Origin of the sequence: Micromonospora okii (assembly GCF_020884795.1) — a bacterium.
GTDB classification, from domain to species: domain Bacteria; phylum Actinomycetota; class Actinomycetes; order Mycobacteriales; family Micromonosporaceae; genus Micromonospora; species Micromonospora okii.
On the sequence record NZ_BBZF01000022.1, the window covers coordinates 144,660 to 166,956 of the forward strand.

The 22,297-nt window shown below is 73.7% G+C and carries 20 protein-coding genes; 15 read left to right on the forward strand and 5 right to left on the reverse strand.

What is annotated here, in order from left to right:
* Positions 1 to 33 precede the first annotated feature (33 nt).
* Together LPU43_RS21510 and LPU43_RS21515 are read right to left on the reverse strand one after the other, a co-directional pair.
* Positions 34 to 642, reverse strand: a complete 609-nt coding sequence (locus LPU43_RS21510) for a peptidoglycan-binding domain-containing protein (RefSeq protein WP_229402302.1) — start codon at positions 640 to 642, stop codon at positions 34 to 36.
* Positions 643 to 1,212: 570 nt separating this feature from the next.
* Positions 1,213 to 2,538, reverse strand: coding sequence for an extracellular catalytic domain type 1 short-chain-length polyhydroxyalkanoate depolymerase (locus LPU43_RS21515; RefSeq protein ID WP_229402303.1), 1,326 nt, complete (start codon positions 2,536 to 2,538; stop codon positions 1,213 to 1,215).
* 241 nt (positions 2,539 to 2,779) lie between these two features.
* Between LPU43_RS21515 and nhaA the strand changes: the two genes are divergently transcribed.
* Positions 2,780 to 4,096 (forward strand): Na+/H+ antiporter NhaA, encoded by a 1,317-nt coding sequence (nhaA, locus tag LPU43_RS21520; RefSeq protein ID WP_229402304.1) that lies wholly within the window; start codon positions 2,780 to 2,782, stop codon positions 4,094 to 4,096.
* A 69-nt stretch (positions 4,097 to 4,165) separates the two neighbouring features.
* On the opposite strand, the gene LPU43_RS21525 is transcribed toward nhaA, so the two are convergent.
* Positions 4,166 to 5,179, reverse strand: a complete 1,014-nt coding sequence (locus tag LPU43_RS21525; RefSeq protein WP_229402305.1) for a LacI family DNA-binding transcriptional regulator — start codon at positions 5,177 to 5,179, stop codon at positions 4,166 to 4,168.
* A 67-nt stretch (positions 5,180 to 5,246) separates the two neighbouring features.
* Positions 5,247 to 5,924 (reverse strand): DUF1275 family protein, encoded by a 678-nt coding sequence (locus tag LPU43_RS21530; RefSeq protein WP_229402306.1) that lies wholly within the window; start codon positions 5,922 to 5,924, stop codon positions 5,247 to 5,249.
* A 481-nt stretch (positions 5,925 to 6,405) separates the two neighbouring features.
* On the opposite strand from LPU43_RS21530, the gene LPU43_RS21535 reads away from it, so the two are divergent.
* The 14 genes from LPU43_RS21535 (at position 6,406) to LPU43_RS21600 (ending at position 21,601) form a co-directional block, all read left to right on the forward strand.
* Positions 6,406 to 6,708 (forward strand): urease subunit gamma, encoded by a 303-nt coding sequence (locus LPU43_RS21535; RefSeq protein WP_229402307.1) that lies wholly within the window; start codon positions 6,406 to 6,408, stop codon positions 6,706 to 6,708.
* 43 nt (positions 6,709 to 6,751) lie between these two features.
* Complete coding sequence (locus LPU43_RS21540) at positions 6,752 to 7,213, forward strand: urease subunit beta (protein WP_229402308.1); 462 nt, start codon at positions 6,752 to 6,754, stop codon at positions 7,211 to 7,213.
* A gap of 48 nt (positions 7,214 to 7,261) precedes the next feature.
* Positions 7,262 to 8,980 carry an urease subunit alpha gene (locus tag LPU43_RS21545; RefSeq protein WP_229402309.1) on the forward strand — a complete coding sequence of 573 codons (1,719 nt, stop codon included), beginning with the start codon at positions 7,262 to 7,264 and terminating at the stop codon, positions 8,978 to 8,980.
* A gap of 56 nt (positions 8,981 to 9,036) precedes the next feature.
* Positions 9,037 to 9,600, forward strand: coding sequence for an urease accessory protein UreE (locus LPU43_RS21550; RefSeq protein ID WP_229402310.1), 564 nt, complete (start codon positions 9,037 to 9,039; stop codon positions 9,598 to 9,600).
* Between the two features lie 21 nt (positions 9,601 to 9,621).
* Complete coding sequence (locus tag LPU43_RS21555) at positions 9,622 to 10,299, forward strand: urease accessory protein UreF (RefSeq protein ID WP_229402398.1); 678 nt, start codon at positions 9,622 to 9,624, stop codon at positions 10,297 to 10,299.
* Positions 10,300 to 10,340: 41 nt separating this feature from the next.
* Positions 10,341 to 10,970, forward strand: a complete 630-nt coding sequence (gene ureG / locus LPU43_RS21560) for an urease accessory protein UreG (RefSeq protein ID WP_229402311.1) — start codon at positions 10,341 to 10,343, stop codon at positions 10,968 to 10,970.
* Positions 10,967 to 11,887: an urease accessory protein UreD gene (locus tag LPU43_RS21565; protein ID WP_229402312.1), complete on the forward strand. Its 921-nt coding sequence runs from the start codon at positions 10,967 to 10,969 to the stop codon at positions 11,885 to 11,887. The genes ureG and LPU43_RS21565 overlap by 4 nt, the downstream gene beginning before the upstream one ends.
* A gap of 18 nt (positions 11,888 to 11,905) precedes the next feature.
* Positions 11,906 to 12,931, forward strand: coding sequence for an urea transporter (gene yut, locus LPU43_RS21570; protein ID WP_229402313.1), 1,026 nt, complete (start codon positions 11,906 to 11,908; stop codon positions 12,929 to 12,931).
* Between the two features lie 27 nt (positions 12,932 to 12,958).
* Positions 12,959 to 14,620, forward strand: coding sequence for an ammonium transporter (locus LPU43_RS21575; RefSeq protein ID WP_229402314.1), 1,662 nt, complete (start codon positions 12,959 to 12,961; stop codon positions 14,618 to 14,620).
* 308 nt (positions 14,621 to 14,928) lie between these two features.
* Positions 14,929 to 15,447, forward strand: a complete 519-nt coding sequence (locus LPU43_RS21580; RefSeq protein ID WP_229402315.1) for a hypothetical protein — start codon at positions 14,929 to 14,931, stop codon at positions 15,445 to 15,447.
* On the forward strand, positions 15,437 to 16,897 hold the full coding sequence (locus LPU43_RS21585; protein WP_229402316.1) for an SUMF1/EgtB/PvdO family nonheme iron enzyme: 1,461 nt from the start codon (positions 15,437 to 15,439) through the stop codon (positions 16,895 to 16,897). The genes LPU43_RS21580 and LPU43_RS21585 overlap by 11 nt, the downstream gene beginning before the upstream one ends.
* Positions 16,898 to 16,912: 15 nt before the next feature.
* Complete coding sequence (locus tag LPU43_RS21590; protein WP_229402317.1) at positions 16,913 to 19,441, forward strand: hypothetical protein; 2,529 nt, start codon at positions 16,913 to 16,915, stop codon at positions 19,439 to 19,441.
* On the forward strand, positions 19,441 to 20,805 hold the full coding sequence (locus LPU43_RS21595) for a serine/threonine-protein kinase (RefSeq protein WP_229402318.1): 1,365 nt from the start codon (positions 19,441 to 19,443) through the stop codon (positions 20,803 to 20,805). The genes LPU43_RS21590 and LPU43_RS21595 overlap by 1 nt, the downstream gene beginning before the upstream one ends.
* A 31-nt stretch (positions 20,806 to 20,836) precedes the next feature.
* Positions 20,837 to 21,601, forward strand: a complete 765-nt coding sequence (locus tag LPU43_RS21600; RefSeq protein ID WP_229402319.1) for a Bax inhibitor-1/YccA family protein — start codon at positions 20,837 to 20,839, stop codon at positions 21,599 to 21,601.
* Between the two features lie 99 nt (positions 21,602 to 21,700).
* Here LPU43_RS21600 and LPU43_RS21605 read toward each other — a convergent pair whose 3' ends face one another.
* Positions 21,701 to 22,174, reverse strand: coding sequence for a response regulator (locus tag LPU43_RS21605; RefSeq protein WP_229402320.1), 474 nt, complete (start codon positions 22,172 to 22,174; stop codon positions 21,701 to 21,703).
* Between the last annotated feature and the right edge of the window lie 123 nt (positions 22,175 to 22,297).

Genomic DNA, 22,297 nt, shown 5'->3' on the forward strand with positions numbered 1-22,297 from the left:
CGGGGCGCGCGGGCGGACGGCGGGACGGTGGGGTCAGCGGGCGTCGGCGCGCAGCGCGGCGAGGGTCTTCGGGCCGACGATCCCGTCGACGGTCAGGCGCTCGGCCTTCTGGTACGACCGCACCCAGGCGTCGGTGCGGGGCCCGAACACGCCGTCGACGGCGAGCTTCGCCCCGACGGCGTTGGCCAGGCGTTGCAGGGCCCGCACGTCGTCGCCCCGGTCGCCGCTGCGCAGGCTGCGGCTGCCGAGCCCGTCGGCGGTGGCGATGCCCCAGGCCAGGGTGCTGTTCTCCAGCGAGCGGTCGTGGCCGACGCTGACGTGGATGTGCTTGTCGTGCGGGTTCGACCCGGTGTACCGGGCGGCCCGGAAGCCGCGGGTCCGGCTCCAGATGGTGCGGTCGAAGATCACGTACGTGGTGGCCGGGTGGCTGATGCAGCGCCGGACCACCAGCAGCGGGTCGATGCCGTCCCGGTCGAAGTCGGCGGCGTTGACCGTGCCGTCCGCGTCGGGGTTGTGGTCGGACTTGCGGCCCTGGTGGGCGGCGTCGCCGATCCAGCCGTCGGAGCGGCGGTCCCGCTCCGGCCAGCGGGCGTCGATCTCGTCGCGGAGCACGCGCAGGGCGGGGGCGAGTCGGGCGGCCACGTCACCGCTCCCCGTGTGCGCGCAGGTCGTCCTCGACCGCCTCGCCGATCAGGCTCTCCGGGTCGTCGTCCTCGTCGGCGGTGGCGATGGCGTACTCGACGCTGCCGTCGGCGCTGTCCATGGGCGTTCCTCTCCAGCCGGGGCCCCCGCCTGGGCAGGCGGAGTCCCGGACCTCGTGCGACAGGGATCGCGACGGGGCCGGGGCCGTGGGGTCCCGGGACGGGTGGGCCGGGACATCCCCTGTGGACGTCCCGCGCGGCCCGTGCCCCGTCGCTGGACACACCTTGGCGGCGGAAGGGGAGGAGCGGAAGGGGGAGTCGTGCTCCCGGCGGGAATGCTGCCGCAGCAGGCAGCCGGGAACGCCGATCGGCCGGCCCCGGGGTGGGGCCGGCCGATGGTTGCCGAACGAGGCGGCAGAAAGCGACATCCGTCGGTGCGGGCCGGGCCCGCCGCTGCGGTGGCCGGGGCTCGTCCGGTGCCCGGGACGGTTGTCCCCGGTGCCCGGGACGGCCGCCCGGGCGGGAGCCGCACCGGGTGACCAACCCGGGACGGCCGTCCCGGGCAGGCGCGTCAGGCGACGGAGCAGGGCGCCCCGTTGAGGGTGAACGAGGTGGGCCTACCGGTGTTGCCGGTGTGGGTGGCCTGGAAGCCGATGCCGACCGAGGCGTTCGGCGCGATGGTGCCGTTGTAGGAGACGTTGCGGGCGGTGACCGCCCCGCTGGCGGGAGAGTAGGAGGCGTTCCAGCCGCTGGTGATGCTCTGCCCGCCGGGCAGGGTGAACCCCAGGGCCCAGCCGCTGACGGTCGTGCCGCCGGTGTTGGTGACGGTGATCTCGGTGGTGAGGCCGTTGTTCCAGGCGTTGACCGTGCTGGTGACCCGGCAGGCCCCGCCGGGCGGCGGCGTGGTCGGCGGCGGCGTGGTGGTCGGCGGCGTGGTGGGGGGAGGAGTGGTGGGCGGGGGCGTGGTCGGCGTGGGGGTGCCGTCGAGGCCGAAGAAGCGCAGGGCCTGGGCGGCGTCGACGGGCAGGCTGTGCGAGACGCCGCTCATGCTGATCGCCTCGACCGGGGCGGTGGGGCCGCTGCCGCCGTACCGGGTGCGGGTGTAGCCCGCCTGCGGGGTGTCGGTGTACGTCGGGGTCTGGCTCAGCCCGTGCACGTTCGTCCACTGCTTGATCTGCTCCCCGAAGTTCGGGTAGCGCAGGGTCTCGTCGTTCGTGCCGTGCCAGGTCTGCATCCGGGGCCGCTTGCCCGCGTACCCGGGGTGGGCGTTGCGGACCAGGTCGCCCCACTGCTGCGGGGTCCGGACGAGCTGCCCGTTTGCGCACTCGCTGTTCCACTCCGAGCCGTTCGTGGTGGCGAAGCACGCGAACGGCACGCCGGCGAAGGCCGCGCCGGCGGCGAACACGTCGGGGTAGAGGCCGAGCAGGACGTTGGTCATCATCGCCCCGGAGGAGATGCCGGTGGCGAAGATGCGGTCGGCGTCGACGGGGTAGCGCGCCCGGACGTGGTCGATCATCGACTTGATGCCCACCGGGTCGCTGCCGCCGTCGCGGCGCAGCGCCTGGGGCGAGGAGACGTCGAAGCACTTGCTGCTGCGGGTCACCGACGGGTAGATCACGATGTAGCCGTACCGGTCGGCCAGGGCGGCGAACTGGGTGCCGGAGTACATGGCCGGGCCGCTGCCGGTGCAGTAGTGGACGGCGACCAGCAGGCCCGGGCGGGGCGCCACGCTGTCCGGCACGTACAGGTACATGCGCAGGTTGCTCGGGTTGGCGCCGAAGCTGGTGACCTCGGTCAGCGCCGCCGCCGACGCCGGGGCCGGGACCGTCACGGCCGCGAGCGCGGTCACCGCGGCGGCCAGCAGGGCGGCGCCCCACAGTCTGATCTTCTTTTTCATGGGACAGGTTCCTCCGTGCAGGTGCCGATGGTGCGGAGGTTCCGATCGGGGCTGCCCGGCGACCGATCATGTCCGGCTCAGGAACATCAGTAAGTATGGATAGCCGGTATCGCTCTGGCAACCGCGCGTCCGCCCCCCGTGCGCCGTCGGCGCGGGCCGGGCGGATAACGTTGGGTTTCTGGTGTGCCGGGAAGTCTGGTCGGCGATGGATGACGCGACCCCTGCCGACGAGGAGTTTCCCGTGACCGACGCCCCCCGGCGCCGCACCAACCTGTTCGCCCGAGGCTCGTGGGGCGAGACCAGCCGCATCGCCGCGATCCTGCGCAAGGAGACCGTGGGTGGGGCGCTCCTGCTCGTCGGCGCGCTGCTGGCCCTGATCTGGTCGAACTCGCCCTGGTCCGGCGGGTACGACACGCTGCGTGAGCTGCGCGTCGGCCCGGCCGCGCTGCACCTGGACCTCACCCTCGCCACCTGGGCCGCCGACGGCCTGCTGGCGATCTTCTTCTTCGTGGCCGGGCTGGAACTCAAGCGCGAGTTCGTCGCCGGGGACCTGCGCGACCCGCGCCGGGCGGCGGTGCCGGTGGCCGCCGCGGTGGGCGGAGTGCTCGTGCCCGCCGTGCTCTGCTACCTGATCGCCGACGCCGACGGGCGTCGGGGCTGGGCGATCCCGACCGCGACCGACATCGCCTTCGCCCTCGCCGTGCTCGCGGTGGTCGGCCGCTACCTGCCCTCGGCGCTGCGCACCTTCCTGCTCACCCTGGCCGTCGTCGACGACCTGCTGGCCATCGTGATTATCGCCGTCTTCTACACCACGGACCTGTCGGTCGGGCCGCTGCTGGGCGCGCTGGTCCCGCTGGCGGTCTTCGGCCTGCTGGCGCAGCGCCGGGTCCGGTCCTGGTGGCTGCTGCTGCCCCTGGCCGCGGTGACCTGGGTGCTGGTCCACGAATCCGGCGTGCACGCCACCGTGGCGGGCGTGCTGCTGGCCTTCACCGTCCCGGTGGTCCGCAGCCGGGCCGCCGGCGGCCCCGAGGCCGGCCCGGGGCTGGCCGAGCACTTCGAGCAGCGGTTCCGGCCGATCTCCGCCGGCGTCGCGGTGCCGATCTTCGCATTCCTCTCCGCCGGCGTCACCGTGGGCGGCCTCGCCGGGCTGACCACCGCCCTGACCGACCGGGTCGCCCTCGGCATCGTCGTCGGCCTGGTGCTCGGCAAGCCCGTCGGCATCATGGCCGCGACCTGGCTGGCGTCCCGCATCACCCGCGCCGACCCCGACGAGGGGCTCAACTGGCTCGACATGCTCGGCCTCGGGCTGCTGGGCGGCATCGGCTTCACCGTCTCCCTGCTGATCGGGGAGCTGGCCTTCGGGCTCGGCAGCGAACGCGACGGCCACGTCAAGGTCGCCGTGCTCACCGGGTCGCTGGTCGCCGCCGTCCTGGCCACCGTCGTGCTGCGCGTCCGGGTCCGGGCGTACCGGCGGGTGCACGAGGCCGAGACCGCCGACCTCGACCGCGACGGCGTGCCCGACGTCTACCAGCAGCCGGAGCCCGGCCGTCCGGCCTGACCCCGCCCGCCGCCACCCGGCGGGCCAGGCCGGCGGCGGCGAGTGGCCGCCACCCGCGAAGGGACCCGGCTAGAGCGCCCGGGTGCTGTGCCGCACGACCAGCGGGGTGGCCAGCTCGATGCGGTGGCTGCCCAGCTCCTCGCCGCCGACCAGGCTGAGCAGCATCCGGGTGGCCATCGCGGCCATCTCGGTCAGCGGCTGGCGGACGGTGGTCAGCGGCGGCACGGCCCACCGGGCGGCGTCGAGGTCGTCGAAGCCGACGACGCTCATGTCGTCCGGCACCCGCAGCCCCCGCTCGTAGAGGGCCTCGTACGCGCCCAGGGCCATCTCGTCGGAGCACGCGAAGACCGCGGTGGGCGGCCGGGTCAGGTCGAGCAGGGCGTGCGTCTCCCGGTAGCCCGACGGGGCGGTGAAGTCGCCGGTGCGCACGTACCCGGCGGCGACCCGCTGCCCGGCGGCGTCCAGGGCGGCCCGGTAGCCGTCGACCCGGGCGCGGCTGCACGGCACGGCGGGCGGCCCCCCGATCACGGCGATCCGGCGGTGCCCGAGGCCGAGCAGGTGCTCGCTGGCGGCGACGCCGCCGGCCCAGTTGGTCGCGCCCACGGAGGGGATGTCCGCGGGCGGCTGCCCGGCGGGGTCGATGATGACCACCGGGATGCCCAGCTCGTCGAGCTGGCCCCGCTGGTCGGTCGAGATGTCGGAGAGGACGAGGAGCACCCCGTCGCAGCGCCGGGCGGCGAGCTGCTCGGTCCAGCGGCGGTCGGGGCGGCTGCGGTGCCGGCCGTGCACGGCGGAGACGACCACGCCGAAGCCGGCCTGGTAGGCCAGCTCCTCCACCCCGTCGATGATCTGCATGGCCCACGGGCTGCCGAGGTCGCGCAGCACCAGGTCGATCAGGCCGGCCCGGCTCGCCTGGCGGGCGGTGCCCCGGGCGGTGTATCCCCGCTCGTCGAGCATGAGCTGCACCCGCTGCCGCGTGCCGGCCGCGACGTCGGGCCGGCCGTTGAGCACCTTCGAGACGGTGGGGATCGACACCCCGGCGGCCCGCGCGATCTCCGCCAGCGTCGCCCGCTGCTGCTCCATGACTTCTCCCTCGCCCGCCAGCCCGCCCGGAGCATATCCCGAAACTTTCGGGATCCGTCGCCGCCTCCTACCGGCGGGGGAGGTCGCGGCCCCGCGCGGCGGGCCCGCCCGCCCCGCCATGGCGGACCAGCGGGAACACGGCGGCCAGGGCCAGCGCGCCGACCACCGGGACCCAGCGGGGCTGGTGCCGCGCCAGGGTGCCGACCGCGCCCCCGAGGGCGTAGCTCGCGAGGGTGAGCAGCCCCAGCAGCGTGCCGAGCCGGGCGCGGCCCGCGTCCCTCCCGGTCAGCCAGCCGGCGGCGTGCTCGCCGGTCTTGGCCACCGTGCCCGACTGGTAGGCGATGTTGGTGGCGATCCCGGCCGTGTGCGTGATCAGCGTCGTCAGGGCCCCCATGGCGAGGGCGCCGGCGGCGGCGAGCGCGGCGCGGGAGGCCGGGTCGTGCCGCCCGTACGCCAGCAGCACGTTGAGCACCGCCCAGAGCGCCAGCGCGACCTCGGCGGCGGCGAGCTTCACCACGGCGGGCGTCCGGCGGCGCGCCGCGCCCCGCAGCCAGGTGACGGTCCCCGTCCCGGCGGCGAACGCGATCAGCGAGGCCGCCGACGCCGGCCACGCCGGGTGCGCGCCGGCCGGTCCCATGCCGAGGAACACGGCGTTGCCGGACTGGTTGGCGACGAAGGCGCCGTAGTGCAGGAAGGCGAAGGCGTCCAGGCCGCCCGCGACGCCGGTGGTCAACGCCAGGGCCACGAGCGGGTGCCGGAACTCCCGGCACGACTCCGCCGTGTCGCCCCCGCCGTCGCCGGTCGGCCGCCCGCTCAGCAGACCGGCCGCCTGCGGGACGGGGTTGACGCTGCCCGCGGGCCCGGACGGTGCGCGCGGGCGGGGCCGACGCGCGGCTGCCCGGCCCGTATCCGGTGTGCCATGTCCCCTCCCGCCCACGGTGCGCGCCGCCGGATACCCGCCCGGCCCCGCCGGAAACCGGTCGGGTGGGCCGCGCCCCCGGTGCCGGCGCGGACGACGAGCATCCAGAGAATCGCCCAATAGCGCGCGAACGTGACTATTCCGTCATTCGGCTACCAACCCCATGAATCCTCCCTAGAGTCGGTGGTGCACCTGGGAAGTCGGCGAGGTGCGAGACCCCGTCCGCTGACCGCTCCCGTACGCACGGCGGACCCGCCCCGCCGACCGGCGAGGCGATTCCGCGACAGCTCCGCGAAGGATCAGAACAGTGCATCTCACACCGAAGGAATTCGACAAGCTGACCATCCTCACGATGGCGGTGGTGGCCAATGCCCGCCGGGCGAAAGGGCTGAAGCTCAACCACCCGGAGGCCGTCGCGGTCATCTGCGCCGCCGCCCTGGAGGGGGCCCGCGAGGGAAAGACCGTCGAGGAGGTCATGGACCTTTCCCGCACCGTGCTCAAGGCGGACGACGTGATGCCCGGCGTGGGGCACATGATCCCGATGGTCCAGGTTGAGGCGGTGTTCACCGACGGATCCCGGTTGGTGACCGTCCACTCGCCCATTCAGTAGTCAGCGAACGGAGACGGAGGTCTCCGAGGAGAGCGGGGGAGACATGGCGAAGCAGCATCCCGGCCCCAATTCCAAGCACCTGCGGCCCATCGGCGGCTACAAGCTCAGCGACCAGCCGCTGGAGCTCAACGAGGGCCGCCCGGTGACCGAGGTGGTCGTGCACAACACCGGCGACCGGCCCATCCAGGTCGGATCGCACTTCCACTTCTTCGAGGCCAACCGGTTCCTGGAGTTCGACCGGCCGGCCGCCTTCGGCAAGCGGCTGAACATTCCCGCCACGACGTCCATCCGCTTCGAACCGGGCGACCGCAAGACGGTGCAGTTGATTCCGTTCGGCGGCCTCCAGCGGGTGTACGGCTTCAACGGTCTGGTCCAGGGCTGGACCGGGGACGGCCCCATTCCGGCCTACCGGCCCGACAAGGCCGAGGCGATCCACAACGCAGAGACACGCGGCTTCAAGTCCAGCGGGCAGCCGGACCAGGGCGCGGACAAGAAGAAGCAGTAGGCAAGCCATTCCGAGGCGCGCGCGCCGGACCTGGAGCGGGAAAGAGCGATGAGTCAGATTTCTCGGCAAGAGTACGCGGGCATGTTCGGCCCGACGACGGGCGACCAGATCCGGCTGGCCGACACCGATCTCTACATCGAGATCGAGAAGGACCTGCGCGTCCTCGGCGACGAGGTCATGTACGGCGGCGGCAAGACGCTGCGCGACGGCATGGGCAGCAGCAGCCAGGCCACCAGCGCGGAGGGCGTCGTCGACCTGGTGATCACCAACGTGACCGTGGTCGACGCGCTGCTCGGCGTCGTCAAGGCCGACGTGGGCGTCAAGGACGGCAGGATCGCCGGCATCGGGAAGGCCGGCAACCCGAACATCATGGACGGGGTCACTCCGACCCTGGTGACCGGACCGGGCACCGACGCCATCTCCGGCGAGCACCTGATCCTGACCGCCGGGGGCATCGACGCCCACGTCCACCTCGTCACCCCGCAGCAGGTGTACGCCGCGCTCAGCAACGGCGTCACCACGCTGTGGGGCGGCGGCACCGGCCCCAGCGACAGCACTAACGGCGTCACCATCACCCCGGGGCCCTGGAACATCCACGCCATGATGCGCGCCGTCGAGAACCTGCCGATCAACATCGGGCTGATGGGCAAGGGCAACAGCAGCGGGCGGGCCCCGCTGGTTGAACAGATCCTGGCCGGCGTGCCGAGCTTCAAGATCCACGAGGACTGGGGCGCGCCGCCGGCGGTGCTCCGGACCTGCCTGAGCGTCGCCGACGAGTTCGACGTGCAGATCAGCATCCACACCGACACCCTCAACGAGAGTGGCTACATCGAGGACACGATCGCCGCGTTCGAGGGCCGGACCATCCACACCTTCCACACCGAGGGCGCCGGCGGCGGGCACGCGCCGGACATCATCAAGGTCGCCGGCCAGATGAACGTGCTGCCCGGCTCGACCACGCCCACCGTGCCGTACGGCATCAACAGCCAGTCCGAGCTGTACGACATGATCATGGTTTGTCACAACTTCAATCCCAAGGTCCCCTCCGACGTCGCCTTCGTGGAGAGCCGCATCCGCACCGAGACCATCGCCGCCGAGGACGTGCTGCTGGACGAGGGCGTGATCTCGATGATCCAGAGCGACTCGCAGGCCATGGGCCGGGTCGGGGAGACCTGGCTGCGCGCGATCCAGCTTGCCGGCCAGATGAAGAACGTGCGGGGCAAGCTCGCCGAGGACTCCGACGCCAACGACAACTTCCGGGTGCTGCGCTATGTCGCGAAGATGACCATCAACCCGGCGATCACCCAGGGCGTCTCGCACGTCATCGGCTCCATCGCCCCGGGCAAGCTCGCCGACCTCGTGCTCTGGGAGCCCGCCTTCTTCGGCGTGAAGCCGAAGATGGTGCTCAAGGGTGGGATGATCACCTGGTCCATCATGGGCGACCCGAACGCCTCCCTGCCCACGCCGCAGCCGGTCTACTACCGGCCGATGTTCGGTGCGACCGGCTCACAGGTCGCCAAGAACTGCGTGACGTTCGTGTCCAAGGCCGCCCACGAGGGCGGAATCGCCGAGAAACTGGGCCTGCAACGCCAGGTCATGCCGGTCTACCGGTGCCGCAACCTCACGAAGCGCGACATGGTCCGCAACGACCGCACGCCCAAGCTCGAGGTCGACCCCGAGACCTTCGCCGTGAAGATGGACGGCGTCCACGCCACCGTGCCGCCGGCCCGCGACCTCCCCATGAGCCAGCTCTACTTCTTCAGCTGACCGCGCCGGGCCCGCCCCCGGCGGGCCACGGCGGACATCGCGCGAAAGGAACCAACATGCTCGTCGAGACGGTGCTCGGCAACGTCGGTGAGCCGGGCTGGGCCGAACGGCTCAGGGAGGCCAAGGTCGACGAACTGGTCCTCGACCAGTGGGACGCCCAGAAGAGCCGACTGCGCAGGACGACCAGCCTCGGCACCGAGCTGGCGTTGTCGCTGGCGCGCGGCGTACGGCTGCGCGACGGCGACGTCCTCGCCTGGGACGACCTCACCGCCACCGCCGTGGTGGCCCGGGTCGCGCTCGGCGAGGTGATGGTCGTACACCTGGACGGGCTGCGCGGCGAGTCGCCGGAGCTGGTGATCCGCTCAGCGGTCGAGCTGGGCCACGCGATCGGCAACCAGCACTGGCCCGCGGTCGTCAAGGGCACGACGATGTACGTCCCCCTCACCGTGGACCGCAGGGTCATGGACTCGGTGATGCGGACGCACGCCTTCACCGGCATCACCCACGAGTTCATCCCCGGCACCGAGATCATCGCCTACCTCGCCCCCCACGAGTCGCGGCGGCTCTTCGGCGGGGCGGACTCCACCCCGCACTCCCACCTGCCCGCCGACCTCAACTGAAGGAGCACGGCCGTGCCCACGATGGACGAGGCGCTGAGGCTGCTCCAGTTCGGCGACTCGGTCTTCCCGGTCGGCGCCTTCTCGTTCTCCAACGGCCTGGAGATGGCCGTCCAGCACGGGTCCGTCCACGACCGGGCCACCCTGCAGGAGTACGTCCGGACGGTGACCCGGCTCGCCGCCACCGGCGACGGCGTCGCGCTGCTCGCCGGGCACCGCGCCGCCGCGGCCGGGGACCTCGACCGGGTCCGGCGGGCCGACGAGGCCGTCCACCTACGCAAGATCAACGAAGAGATGCGCACCATGTCGGTCCGGATGGGGCGCAAGCTCGCCGAGGCCGCCACCCGCATCGTCGGCGAGTCGCTGCTGCGCAAGCGCGTCGGCGACACCGGCGCCGGCGTCCCCGTGACCTACCCCGTGGCGCTGGGGGTGCTCTTCGCCGAGCTCGGCGTCGGCGAGGAGCAGGCCTTCGCCGCCCACCAGTACGGCGCGGCGTCGATGGTGCTGGGCGCGGCGATCCGGCTGATGCGGGTCGACCACCTCGACGCGCAGTCGATCCTCTTCGCGGTCAACGAGCACGTCGCCGACGACTACCAGGACGCGCGGACGGCCACCCTCGACGACATGCAGGGCTTCGCCCCCCACCTCGACGTCCTGGCCGGCGCGCACCAGCACGCACACGTCCGCATGTTCATGAGCTGAGCCGCGACGAAGGCTCCCCAGCAGACCAAGGATTGATCACCATGAAGTCAGCAAGTCGTATCGGCGTGGGCGGCCCGGTGGGCAGCGGCAAGACCGCCATCATCGAGACCGTCGTGCCCCGCCTCGTGGAGCAGGGGCTCCGCGTGCTCGTCATCACCAACGACGTGGTCACCACCGAGGACGCCAAGCACGTCCGGCGCGCGTTGACCGGCGTCCTGGTCGAGGAGCGCATCGTCGGCGTCGAGACCGGCGCCTGCCCGCACACCGCCGTCCGGGAGGACCCGAGCATGAACCTCGCGGCGGTCGAGGACATGGAGGCCCGCTTCCCGGACAGCGACGTCGTGCTCATCGAGAGCGGCGGCGACAACCTCACGCTGACCTTCAGCCCCGCCCTGGTCGACTACTTCATCTACGTCATCGACGTGGCGGCCGGCGACAAGATCCCGCGCAAGAACGGGCCGGGCATCTCCAAGTCCGACATCCTCGTGATCAACAAGACGGACCTGGCGCCGTACGTCGACGCCGACCTCGACGTGATGGCCCGCGACGCGGAGGCGATGCGGGGCGGCAAGCCGTTCGTCTTCACCAACTGCAAGACCGGCGAGGGCGTCGACGACCTGGTCGCCCTCGTCCGCAGCAACGCGCTCTTCGACGCCGCGGTGCCCGCGTGATCTCGCTGGACTCCGTCCGCGAGCTGGCGCCCTACCAGGACCAACCGGCCCAGTTGCCCGCCGGGGCGAACGGCAAGGTCGGCGTGCTGCGCCTCGGCTTCGCCCGGCGCGGCGACCGCACGATCCTCGCCGACCTCTACCGGCAGTCGCCGCTGCTGGTGCAGCGGGCGCTGTACTGGGACGAGGAGATGCCCGACCTGCCGTGCGTCATGGTCCTGACGACCTCCGGCGGGGTGCTCCAGGGCGACCGGCTGCGCATGGACGTCGACGTGGGCCCGGGCGCGCGGGCGCACGTGGTCACCCAGTCCGCCACCAAGATCCAGGAGATGGACGCCAACTACGGCACCCAGATCCAGAGCTTCACCCTCGCCGACGACGCCTACGTGGAGTTCCTCCCGGAGCCGGTGATCCCGTTCCGGCGCAGCCGGTTCGTCTCCCACACCCGGGTGCGGCTGCCGCGCAGCGCCACCATGCTCTACGCCGAGGTGCTCCAGCCGGGCCGCAAGTACTACGGCGACGGGGAGATCTTCGCCTACGACCTCTTCTCCTCCGAACTGCGCGCGGAGCGGCCCGACGGGCGGGGGCTGTTCGTCGAGAAGTTCGTGGTGACGCCCGGCCGGTTCCCGGTCGCGCGGCTCGGGGTGATGGAGCGGTTCCACGTCTTCGGCAACGTCGTGCTGCTGACCGACCCCGAGCGGGCCGCCCGCGTCCACGAGCGGACCGCCGCCGACCCCGTCTGGGACGAGGAGACGCCGCTGGCCACGGCCGTCAGCCGCCTGCCCAACGACGCCGGCCTCATCTTCAAGGTCCTCGGGCGGGAGACGGAGCCCGTGCGGGCGGCGGTGCGCGCCTTCTGCGTGGTCGCCCGCGAGGAAGCGACCGGGTGCACCTTCCCGCCGGCCTTCAGCTGGCGCTGAGCTGACAGGAGACCGCCGGTGACCGCCATCGCACGGAGCTGGAACGGGCTGAGCGACCGCAACCCCCTGGTCCAGTTCGTCGACGTGTGCCTGCGCGGGCCGGCGCAGGTCGTCTTCCAGAACAACCCGCTCAGCGGCCTGCTCATCCTCGCCGCCGTCGCCTGGGGGGCGTTCGAGAACGGGCAGCCCCGGGTCTTCGGCGGCGCGGTGGTCGGGCTGCTCGTGGGCACGGTGACCGCGCTGCTGCTGCGGGTCGACCGGGCATCCTGGCGCAAGGGGCTGTTCGGCTTCAACCCGGTGCTGACCGGGATCGCCGTGCCGACGTTCCTGGACCACCGGCCGCTGATGTGGCTCTACCTGGTGCTCGGCGCGGCGGCGACCACCGTGCTCACGCTCGCCCTGAACAACGTGTTCAAGCGGTGGGGCCTGACGGCGTTCACGTTCCCGTTCGTGCTCACCACCTGGTTCCTGCTGATGGCCGCCTACCAGTTCGACCGGTTCAGCGTCCTGACGAAGCTGACGCCGAAGTTCCCCGGCGGGGGCGACATCACGCGCGGCTCCTTCGACTGGGGGCTGCTGCCGTCCTTCCTGCGCGGGGTCTCCCAGGTCTTCCTGATCGACAGTTGGGTCAGCGGCCTGCTCATCCTCGTCGCCCTGCTGATCAACTCCCGGTGGTCGGCGCTCTTCGCCGTCGTCGGCAGCGTCGGCGCGATCCTGCTGGCGCTGTGGTTCGGCGCCGACGCCACGTCCCTGGAGAAGGGCCTGTTCGGCTTCAACGCGGTGCTGACCGCGATCGCGGTGGGGGCGGTGCTGCACCGCCCGGGCGTGCTGGTGACCGCCTACACCCTGTTCGGGATCGCCCTGACGCTCGTCGTGCAGATGGCGATGACGACGCTGCTCACCCCGCTGGGCATCCCGGTGCTGACCGGCCCGTTCAACGTCGCCACCTGGCTGTTGCTGCTGCCCGACCGGCACTTCGCCCCCGTACCCCACCACGAACGGGTCGAGGACGGCGTCGCCTCCGCCGTCCGGCGCTCCGTGTGACCCGGTCCGACAAGAAAGGGGCAGCTCGTGTCCGCTCAGGAAGCCGTCGATTCGGGTGACACCGCCTGGGTGCTGGTCTGCGCGGGGTTGGTGCTGTTCATGACCCCCGGCCTCGCCGCCTTCTACGGCGGCATGGTCCGCACCCGCAACGTCCTGGCCATGCTGCAACAGAACATGGTCGCGCTGGGGGTGGTGAGCCTGACCTGGGTGCTGGTCGGGTACACCATCGCGTTCGGCGACGACGCCGGCAGCGGGCTCTTCGGCAACCTGGAGCTGCTCGGGCTGACCGACCTGAAGGCGCCGCCCGCCCCCAACCTCCACGTCGTCGAGGGAAGGGTCACGATCCCGACGCTGGCGTTCGTGGCGTTCCAGATGATGTTCGCGGTGATCACGCCCGCGCTCGCCACGGGCGCCACGGCGGGCCGGCTGAGGTTCGGCGGCTGGGTGCTGTTCCTGGCGATCTGGTCCATCGTGGTCTACGCGCCGGTCGCGCACTGGCTGTGGCACCCCGGGGGCTGGCTGGCGAAGTTCGGCACCCAGGACTGGGCCGGCGGCCTCGTCGTCCACGCGAGCGCCGGGGCGGCGGTGCTCGCGCTGCTGCTCGTCGTGCGCCGCCGCCGGGGCTGGCCGCACGCGGCGGCACCGCCCAACTCCATCCCGCTGACCATCCTCGGCGCGGGCATCCTGTGGTTCGGCTGGTTCGGCTTCAACGGCGGCGACGGGCTCCAGGCCAACGGGGTGGCCGCCCAGGCGGTGCTCAACACCCACCTCGCCGCCGCCGCCGGGATGCTCGTCTGGCTCGCGGTCGAACGGCTCACCGACGGGCACGGCACCGTCGTCGGCGGGGTCTCGGGCGCCGTCGCGGGCCTCGCGACGGTCACCCCCACCGCCGGGTACGTCAACGCGCTCTCCGCCGTCGCGATCGGGGCGACGGCCGGCCTGGTCTGCCACTTCGCGCTCCGGCTGAAGTACCTCCTGCGGCTCGACGACGCGCTGGACGTCCTGGCCGTGCACTTCGTCGGCGGCATGCTCGGCACCCTGCTGCTCGGCCTGTTCGGCGACAGCGGCGTCAACCCGCTCGGCGCGGACGGTCTGTTCCTCGGCGGCGGGGGCGGCCTGCTGTGGCGTCAGCTCGTCGGGGTGGTCGCCGTCGTGGTGTTCTCGTTCGTGCTGACCTGGTTGATCGCCGCCGGGGTGCAGGCGGCCGTCGGGCTGCGCGCCCCCGCCGAGGACCAGGAACGCCTCGACCAGGCGCAGCAGGGCGCCGACGCGTACCACCTGGGCAGCGTGGCGGGCGTGGCCGCGCCCGGCGCGCCCCGCCGGCGGCCCGCGACCGCCGGGTCGAACCCGCCGCACCCGGCGGTCGCGGGCCACCGGGTGCGGCTGGTCAGCGCCCTGCTGGCGCCGTCGGCGGTGACGAACAGCGCGGAGCTGCGCGGGGAGCTGCTCGCCGCCGGCGCGCTGGCGATCGCGCTCTCCGACGCCTCGACCGCCACCGACGAGGCGGTGCGCCAGGTGCTCCCGCGCGGCTACTGGCAGGAGCAGCCCCTCGTGGAGCGGCTGCGGGTGACCGTGCTGGTGCCCGGCGACGGGGTCGACGGCGTCATGGACGTGCTCGACCGGTTCGGGGCCCGGCGCGCGGAGGCCTTCGTGCAGGACGCGGAGCAGATCCGGGGAACCGGCGCGTGACCGGGATGGAGGGAAACGATTTCGCCGAGGTGGCCACGCGGAATTGACGCACCGACCTCCTGAATACCAGGAAGGCCCCGCCGATCGGTGAAGTCGACAACTGCGTTCCGCCATTTCGTCGCGGGGCGCGGAGGCGGGCGGCGTCGGCGGGCTGAACCCGCCCGCGCGCCCCGGTCTCCGCAAGCGCGCCGTCATTGTCCAAAAGCCGACCGCTCGCCGCTGATCCGTGATCTCCATAGATAGCTATGCTGCAATGGGAATCGCATTTCACCGTACGGCGGACGGGGGATCGGGTGACGGAGGACCGGGTGACGACGTCGGAGGCCCTGGTCCTGCGGGTGACGAGCCGCCGGTACGCGGCGCACCATCCGGCCTGGCACGATCAGGTGGCGCTGCTGGGCCGCGACCTGCGGGAGTTGCGCCCCGCCCCGGGCGCCCCGGCCGACGGGGTTCCGCTGCGCGTGCGGGTCGGCTCGCCGGCACCGGTCGACGGCCCGACCAAGGGCCTGGTGGAGGTCGGCGCGGTGGTGCTGGCCTCGGCGCAGATGGTTCACGCCGCCGCGTTGATCATCCGGGAGTGGGCCAAGCTGGACGCGACCCGGGAGTTCAGCGTGGAGCTGGAGCGGGAGGACGGCACGACCGTCCTCAAGGGGCGCGGCGGCCCGGGGATCGAGGCCGTCCGGGATGCCCTGCGGGCCCATTTGGCAGCCGACCCGCCGGTCGCCGTCCCGTCGATCGTCGCCGACCCGCCGGCCGCCGCCGTCCCCTCGATCGCCGCGCCGCCGCAGCGGGAGCCGGCGGATGTCGAGCCGGCGGATGACCGGTGAGCCCGGCTCGACCGCCTTCAAGGCGCTGGCGGTCGGCAACGCGCACTTCCCGGCGGACCCCCACCGGCTGACCACGCTGAACGGCCCGCTCAACGACGTGGACGCGGTCTGCGCGGCGCTGTCGGACGCCGAGACCGGGCTCTTCCGCTGCCAGCCACCGCTGAAGGACGCCACCGCCCGCGCCATGCTGGACACGATCGAGGAGTTCTTCACGGCGGCGGACCGCGACGACTGCCTGCTCTTCTACTACAGCGGCCACGGCCGCACCGACGTCGGCGGCAACTTCTACCTGTGCGCCGGCGACACCGACACCGCCTCCCTGACCACCCCTCGGGTGACGGGCGCCGACCTGCGGGCGCTGGTGCACCACTCCCCGGCGCTGCTGAAGGTCGTCATCCTCGACTGCTGCTACGCCACCCACTTCAAGGGCGGCGTGTGGCCGCCGGGGTACTTCCGGGGGGAGGGGAGCTTCGTGCTGGCCGCGACGCGGGGGCCCGGCGACCCGCTGGTGCCGGACGCAGCGACGCCCGACGGCCTCAGCCCCTTCACGGAGGCGTTCGTCGAGGCGCTGCGCCGCGACGACCTGGACGCCGACGACGACGGGTACGTCACCGCGGCGGACGTCTCCGCGTACATCACCGCACGCGCCCGGTCGTCGCCGGCCGCGCCCTTCGCGCTGGACCGCTGGCTGGGCACCGGCATCGTCCCCCTCGCCCGGGCCCGGCGGCCGGACGGGACCCGGCCGGCGCGACCCGCGCCGGTGGCTCCCCGCCGACCGGCGTCCCCGCCGGCCGTCGAGCTGCCCGGCGCGACCTTCCCCGTCGCGGTGCGCCCGGGGCCGTGGCCGGAGCTGCTGCCGGTCCCGGCGGACGGGCCGCCCGCGTTCCACCTGAGCCGCCACCTGGTGACCCACGCGCAGTTCCGCCACTTCCTGCTGGATCCGGCCAACGCCGCGTGGCGGCCCCGGGCCGCGCGCCGGCAACGCCGCCTCGCCGACCCCGACTACCTGCGGCACTGGGACGGGCTGACGTACCCGCCGGGGTGGGAGCACCGCCCGGTGGTCGGGGTCAGCGCGTCGGCCGCCGCCGCCTACGCGACGTGGGCGGGGCAGCGGCTCGGCCGCCCGCTGCGGCTGCCGCGCGCCGACGAGTGGGAACGCGCCGCCGCGGCCGGGCGGTGCGGGGACTGGGTGGCCGAGGACATCGCCGCCGGCCGGGTGAACTTCCGGCACACCCTGGCCGAGCCCTCCGAGGTCGGCGAGTTCGAGGCCGGCCCGGACGGGCTGGCCGACCTGCTGGGCAACGCGTGGGAGATCTGCCTCGACGCGGCGGGCCTGCCGGTGCTGCGCGGCGGGGCCTTCGACACCCCGGCCGGCCGGCTGCTGGAGGAGCGGCCCCTGGCGTCGCGCACCGAGTGCCGTTCCGACGCCGGGTTCCGGTGCGCCTGCTGACGAGGAGGGGCCGCGATGGCCGACAACGTGTTCGACGAGCTCTTCCTCAAGGTCCCGCACGCCTGGGAACCGGACGAGGCCGAGCGGGCCAAGCAGGAGTTCCGCCACCGGCGTCCCGCCGTGCCCCGGCACGTGGTGCGGGGTCTGTGGCAGTACTGGCGGCAGCGCCAGCCGGAGCGACCGCTCTTCGCCGACCCGGACCAGGACCTCGCGCTGCTGCTGCACGCCCAGGCGTTCGGCCTGGACATCGGCGTTCCCGACGCCACCGATCCGCTCGCCGCGCTGCTGGCCCGGGCGCGGGAGTCGGCCGACTGCGCGCCGCTGACGCCGCCGCCGCTGACGTGGGGGCCCCGGGCCGCGCTCGCCACCCAGGTGCGGGCGGCGCTGCCGAGCACCCTGGTCCGGGCGTGGGTGGTGGCCGACGAGCAGGGGCCGATCGAGGTGCTGGTGGTCGGCGCGGGCCTGCCGGAGATCCGGCAGGACGTCGTGCAGGCCGCGCTGATGACCTCCCTGCGGATCAACGGCCTGGTCGACACCGGCGCCGGTGAGATGATCGGCGACGTCGTGGGGGTCGGCGTCGCCCGCGTCTCCGCCGGGCTGGCCGGCAGGGGCTCCGCGATCGAGCTGCCGTCGGTCTTCGACGCCCGGCGCGTGACCGTCGCCGAGGGCGCGGCGTCGACGGCGCGCGGCGCGCTGCGCGACCTCGTCAACGGCCTGCGGGCGCTGGAGCGCGAGACCAACCTGGTCGAGGTGGCCGAGGTCCGGTACGCCGACCTCGCCGGCTTCGCCGACACCGTCCGGGCGATGGCCGACCGGGCCGCCGACGAGCCCTACCACGCGCTGCTGCGCCCGGCGTCCACCGAGGCCGGCGAGGGCGGCCTGGTCGCGCTGCTGCCCTGCCTGCGCACGGCCCACGCCGACGAGGGGGCGGGGGCCGCCGTGGGCCTGGCGCTGCACCCGGACCTGCTGGCGACCGAGGCGTACGGCCGGCTGGAGGAGGCCCACCAGCGGGTGCTGACCCGGCGGCTGATCCTGGACGCCGAGCTGCGCCGCGACCAGATCGAGGCCGACATCAGGTGGTTGCGCTCCGAGCACGACGACTACGCGGCCGCGACCCCGGAGGAACGCCGGGCCAACTGGGAGTCGGTCGTGCTGCTGGTCGAGAGGTTCGACGAGCGCACCGGCACGAAGATCAAGCTGGCCGAACCGGAGGAGATGAACACCGACACGTACATGTTGACGCACGTCCCGCAGTTGATCACCGTACGTCAGCGGTGGGCCGACCGGCTCAACGAGCTGGTGGTCAACCTCCGGTCGGCGGCCGGGCAGCCGCACGCCCCGGCCCGGCAGCTCGCGGCGGGCCGGTTCCTCGACGCGGTCCTGCGCGACGTCACGCCCGACGAGAGCCCGGCCACCGAGCTGGCGTTCCGCCGCTGGGCCGAGGGGGTCGCGCCGATGCTGCGCTACGAGTGGCGTCACGAGCTGCGCCGGCAGCGCATCGCCCCGGAGGACGTGTTCACCCGGCACACCGCCTTCCTCACCCGCTACCTGCCCCCGATCGGCGGCGACGACGCGGCGCTCTTCGTCGGCGCGTACTCGATCGTCGACGAGCGGCGCTCGGCGGTGCTGGCCGACGCCGCGCGCGGGGTGCTGGTGGTGCGCGACGCCACCGACCACGCCGAGCCGGAGGCCGCCGGGACCGCCGACGCCCCCGAGGCGGTCGCCGCCGCCGACGCCGCGTGGGACGCGCTGGCCCGGCTCGCGGAGGACCCGGGCGCCGACGAGGAGGCGTTCACGGCCGCCTTCCTGAGCACCATGCGCGCCCACCCCCGGCACACGGCCCGGCGGATGGTCGACACGCTCCAGCCGCCGGAGCCGGGCGCCGCCGAGGCGGAGGCCCTGGCGGAGGAGATGCGCCGGGCGGAGCGCGCGATGTCGCTGAGCGAGGGGATGGACCGCGCCCGCACGGCGATGCGGATGTCGGCGTTCCTGACCGCCCGGCAGAGCCTGGACAACGTCCGCGCCGAGCCGCACTGGGAGGCGCGGGCCTGGCTGCTGCGCGCGATCGTGGAGTGCGTGGCGGCCGACCTGCCGGGCCGGGAGGTTCCCGGCCTGCTCGGCAGCGGGATGGCGGGCCTGCCGCCGGCGGCGCTGCGCGCGCTGGACGAGGCGGTCGGCCTCGACCCGGGCTACACCGCGAGCTGGCTCGCCGCCCTGCCGGAGGTCGACCTGGGCCGCGCCATCCGGCGGCTGTTCCACGGCATCCCGCGCATCCGTGCGGCCACCTCCGAACGGGAACGCGCGGCCTGGCTGTTCCGCACGGCGGTCGAGTCCGCCCGGCTGGCCCGGCAGCTCGAACAGGCCGGCGAGGAGCTGGCCGAGGAGCACGAGGCGATCGACGCGGCCCTGGTCGTCCTGGGTCGGGCGCTGGAGGACGTCCTCGTCGGCGCGTTCGTCGGCGGGGCCCGCAACGAGGCCGAGCAACTGCTCGAACTGCTGACCGGCGAGGAGCCGCCCCGCTACGGCGGCGTGACGGGAGCCTGATGGAGAACGAACTGTACGTCGTGGCCCTGGTCCGCTCCTCCGAGCGGGCGCGGGCCGCGATCGGCCAGGTGCTGGGCGACTTCGCGCGGGCCGACCTGCTGCGCCGCGTCGGCCGGCCCGGGCAGACCGCGGAGGAACTGGCCGAGCTGGCGGCCCGGGTGCGGGCCGAGTTCACCCCGGCGCGGCTGCCCGCCGCCCTGACCGAAGTGCACCTGCGGATGCTGGTGGCCCCGGCCAGCCTGCCGGTGCTGGCCGGGGTGCTGCGCTGCCCCGTGGCGGACGTGCACGCGACGCTGCTGGACGCCCACCAGCTCGCCCGGGCGCTGCGCGACGCCGGTGACGCCCGCGCCGGGATAGCCGACTCCGAGTTGCTGCTGCTCAGCCTCCTGCCGCGGCTGCCCCGGCTGGCCGCGGCCCACGCCCTCGACGCCGGGGACTGGGGCCCGTTCGTGGAGCGGCGGGGCTGGCTCACCCCGCTGGCGGTGCGGCGGCTCGGCGCGGAGGCGGCGGCCCGGTCCTGGCCCGCCGACGCCCGCCCGAGCCGGGTGCTGGCCGGCATCCTCGAGCAGACTGGCGCGGGGCGCGACCGGGCGGAGTCGTCGCCCCGGTTCGACACGCTGGCCCTGATCGAGCTGCGCCGCCGCATCGGCCTGCTGGCCGAGCAGTTGCGCGAGGACGCCTCGACGCACGCCGAGGAGGCCGCGCTCCTGGCCCCCGACCTCACCAGCGTGGCCCGGCTGCCCGCCTGGCTCCAGCTCTACGAGCGCGGTGCCGTGGCGGTGGGCCTGCACCGGCTGTTCACCGGGTCGACGTCGCTGGCGGAGCTGTTGCAGGGCAACTACGCCGAACCGCCCCCGGTGACGGGCGACCCCGCGCCGGACGAGGGGCTGGGCATCACCAACGAGCTGGCGTTCGGCACGTTCCGCAAGCGGATCGCGTTCGACGTCACCTGCGTGCTGGCGGGCCAGAGCGAACCGCAGGTCGTGCTCCGCTGCCGGGGCCTGCCGAAGGCCCAGTACGGGCCGGTGCGGGAGAAGATCCTCTCCCTGGGCCCCGCCGACCTCGCCGAGATCGGCACGTCGGTGGGGGAGCGCCTGCTCAACACGCAGGTGGCGCAGCACCACGGGCTGCGCGGCCGGCTGCGGTACGTGCTGCGCCAGCACGGGCCGCAGGCCGTCCAGTGCGTCCTGCTGGCCGGGGTGCGCCGGCCGATCGTCGTCCCGTCACCGTGGCACGAGTACCTGGCGACGACCCTGCCGTACGCGGAGCCGCCCGACGCGGACACCCGGTTCGCCGGGCTCGACGAGGTCAACCGGGCCCTGCGCGCCGGCGCCGGCCACCGCCGCATCGAGGAGGTCCGCTGACGCGGACCCGGCACGACTGGGGGAACTGCCCATGCGTACCACCACCAACCCGGCGATCCGGAGCCTGCTGACCTCCACGGGAACCGCGCCGGCCAAGCGGGCGACGCCGCAGCGCGCGCACCCGGCCTACCGTGGCGGCGGCACCGGACGCCCGCTGACGGTCGACGACGTGGTGACCCGGACCTCGGCCACCCTCGCCGCGACCGTGGCGAGCGCGCTCGCCACGGGGTACCTGGGCCGGGGGGAGATCGTGCTGCCCGCCGCGCTGCTGGCCCTCGGCCTCGGCCTCTACCTGACGTTCCGGCCCCGTGCAAGCATCGCGCTCACCCTCCTCTACGCCGTGACCCAGGGCGTGGTGATCGGCGCGACGACGAAGCTGCTCGACGGGGCGTTCCCCGGCGTCGCCACGCAGGCGGTGACCGGCACCGCCGCCGTCTTCGTCGCGATGCTGGTGGTCTACCGGGTGCGGCTGCTGCGGCTGACCACCAGGCGGGTGAAGTGGTTCGTGGTCGTCAGCATCGGCGTCCTCGCCCTGACGCTGGTCAACGCCCTGGCCGTCGCCGTCTTCGGCGTCGACGTCGGGCTGCGCGGCGGCGACGGGGTCGCCACCGTCGTGGTGAGCCTGGTGTGCATCTGCCTGGCCGCGTTCAGCCTGCTGCTCAGCTTCGACGCGGCCGACCGCATGATCCGCCACGGAGTCTCCGCCGACTGGGCCTGGTACCTGGCGTTCGGGCTCGTGATGACCCTGGTGTGGCTGTATTTGGAGATCGTCTGGCTGCTCTCGGCCTTCCGCTGAGGCGACCGGCGGGCCGCTCGGCCACCACCGGGTGGCTGGGCCGCTCGGCCGCCGCCGGGTGGTGGCCGGGCCGCCCGTGGGCCACGGGCGGCCCGGCGGTCACGGGGCCGCCGGCGGCGGCGGGAGTTCGGCCACCCGGCCGTAGAACTGGAGGATCTCGGCGATCACCCGCTCGTAGTCGTCGAGGGCGAGGGGCTTGGTGACGTAGGCGTTGGCGTGCGTGCTGTAGCTGGTCAGCACGTCCGTGTCCATGGCGGAGGTGGTCAGCATCACCACCGGGATCGCCTTGAGCTGCGCGTCGGCCTTGACGGCGGCGAGGACCGCCCGGCCGTTCATGCGCGGCATGTTCAGGTCGAGCAGGATCAGGTCGGGGCGGGCCGCCTCGGCGTGCGGGCCCTCGCGGCGCAGGAACGCCATCGCCTCGACCCCGTCGGGGGCGTGCTCCAGCTCGACGTCGAGGTGGTGGGCGTCGAGGGCGGCCCGGACGAGCGCCACGTCGGCGGGGTCGTCCTCCACCAGGAGCACCCGTAGCGCGGCGGGGCGGGCTCGGGGGGCCTCTCCGGTAGTGGTCACGGGCGAATAGTACGGCCCGTGGCTCCGCCGGCCCGCCCCGTGACGCCCGGCACGCTCAGATACCGCTTGTTGCAAATGATGGGCAATTACGGAAGACTGGCGTTAGTGGCGGCGTCCCGGTGA

What these genes read in the sequence shown, in the direction of transcription:
- LPU43_RS21600 (WP_229402319.1), top strand. Translation starts at nt 20,837, where the DNA reads ATGCGTACCACCACCAACCCGGCGATCCGGAGCCTGCTGACCTCCACG.
- LPU43_RS21550 (WP_229402310.1), top strand. Translation starts at nt 9,037, where the DNA reads ATGCTCGTCGAGACGGTGCTCGGCAACGTCGGTGAGCCGGGCTGGGCC.
- LPU43_RS21525 (WP_229402305.1), bottom strand. Translation starts at nt 5,179, where the DNA reads ATGGAGCAGCAGCGGGCGACGCTGGCGGAGATCGCGCGGGCCGCCGGG.
- LPU43_RS21545 (WP_229402309.1), top strand. Translation starts at nt 7,262, where the DNA reads ATGAGTCAGATTTCTCGGCAAGAGTACGCGGGCATGTTCGGCCCGACG.
- LPU43_RS21555 (WP_229402398.1), top strand. Translation starts at nt 9,622, where the DNA reads ATGGACGAGGCGCTGAGGCTGCTCCAGTTCGGCGACTCGGTCTTCCCG.
- LPU43_RS21540 (WP_229402308.1), top strand. Translation starts at nt 6,752, where the DNA reads ATGGCGAAGCAGCATCCCGGCCCCAATTCCAAGCACCTGCGGCCCATC.
- LPU43_RS21590 (WP_229402317.1), top strand. Translation starts at nt 16,913, where the DNA reads ATGGCCGACAACGTGTTCGACGAGCTCTTCCTCAAGGTCCCGCACGCC.
- LPU43_RS21585 (WP_229402316.1), top strand. Translation starts at nt 15,437, where the DNA reads ATGACCGGTGAGCCCGGCTCGACCGCCTTCAAGGCGCTGGCGGTCGGC.
- ureG (WP_229402311.1), top strand. Translation starts at nt 10,341, where the DNA reads ATGAAGTCAGCAAGTCGTATCGGCGTGGGCGGCCCGGTGGGCAGCGGC.
- LPU43_RS21595 (WP_229402318.1), top strand. Translation starts at nt 19,441, where the DNA reads ATGGAGAACGAACTGTACGTCGTGGCCCTGGTCCGCTCCTCCGAGCGG.
- LPU43_RS21515 (WP_229402303.1), bottom strand. Translation starts at nt 2,538, where the DNA reads ATGAAAAAGAAGATCAGACTGTGGGGCGCCGCCCTGCTGGCCGCCGCG.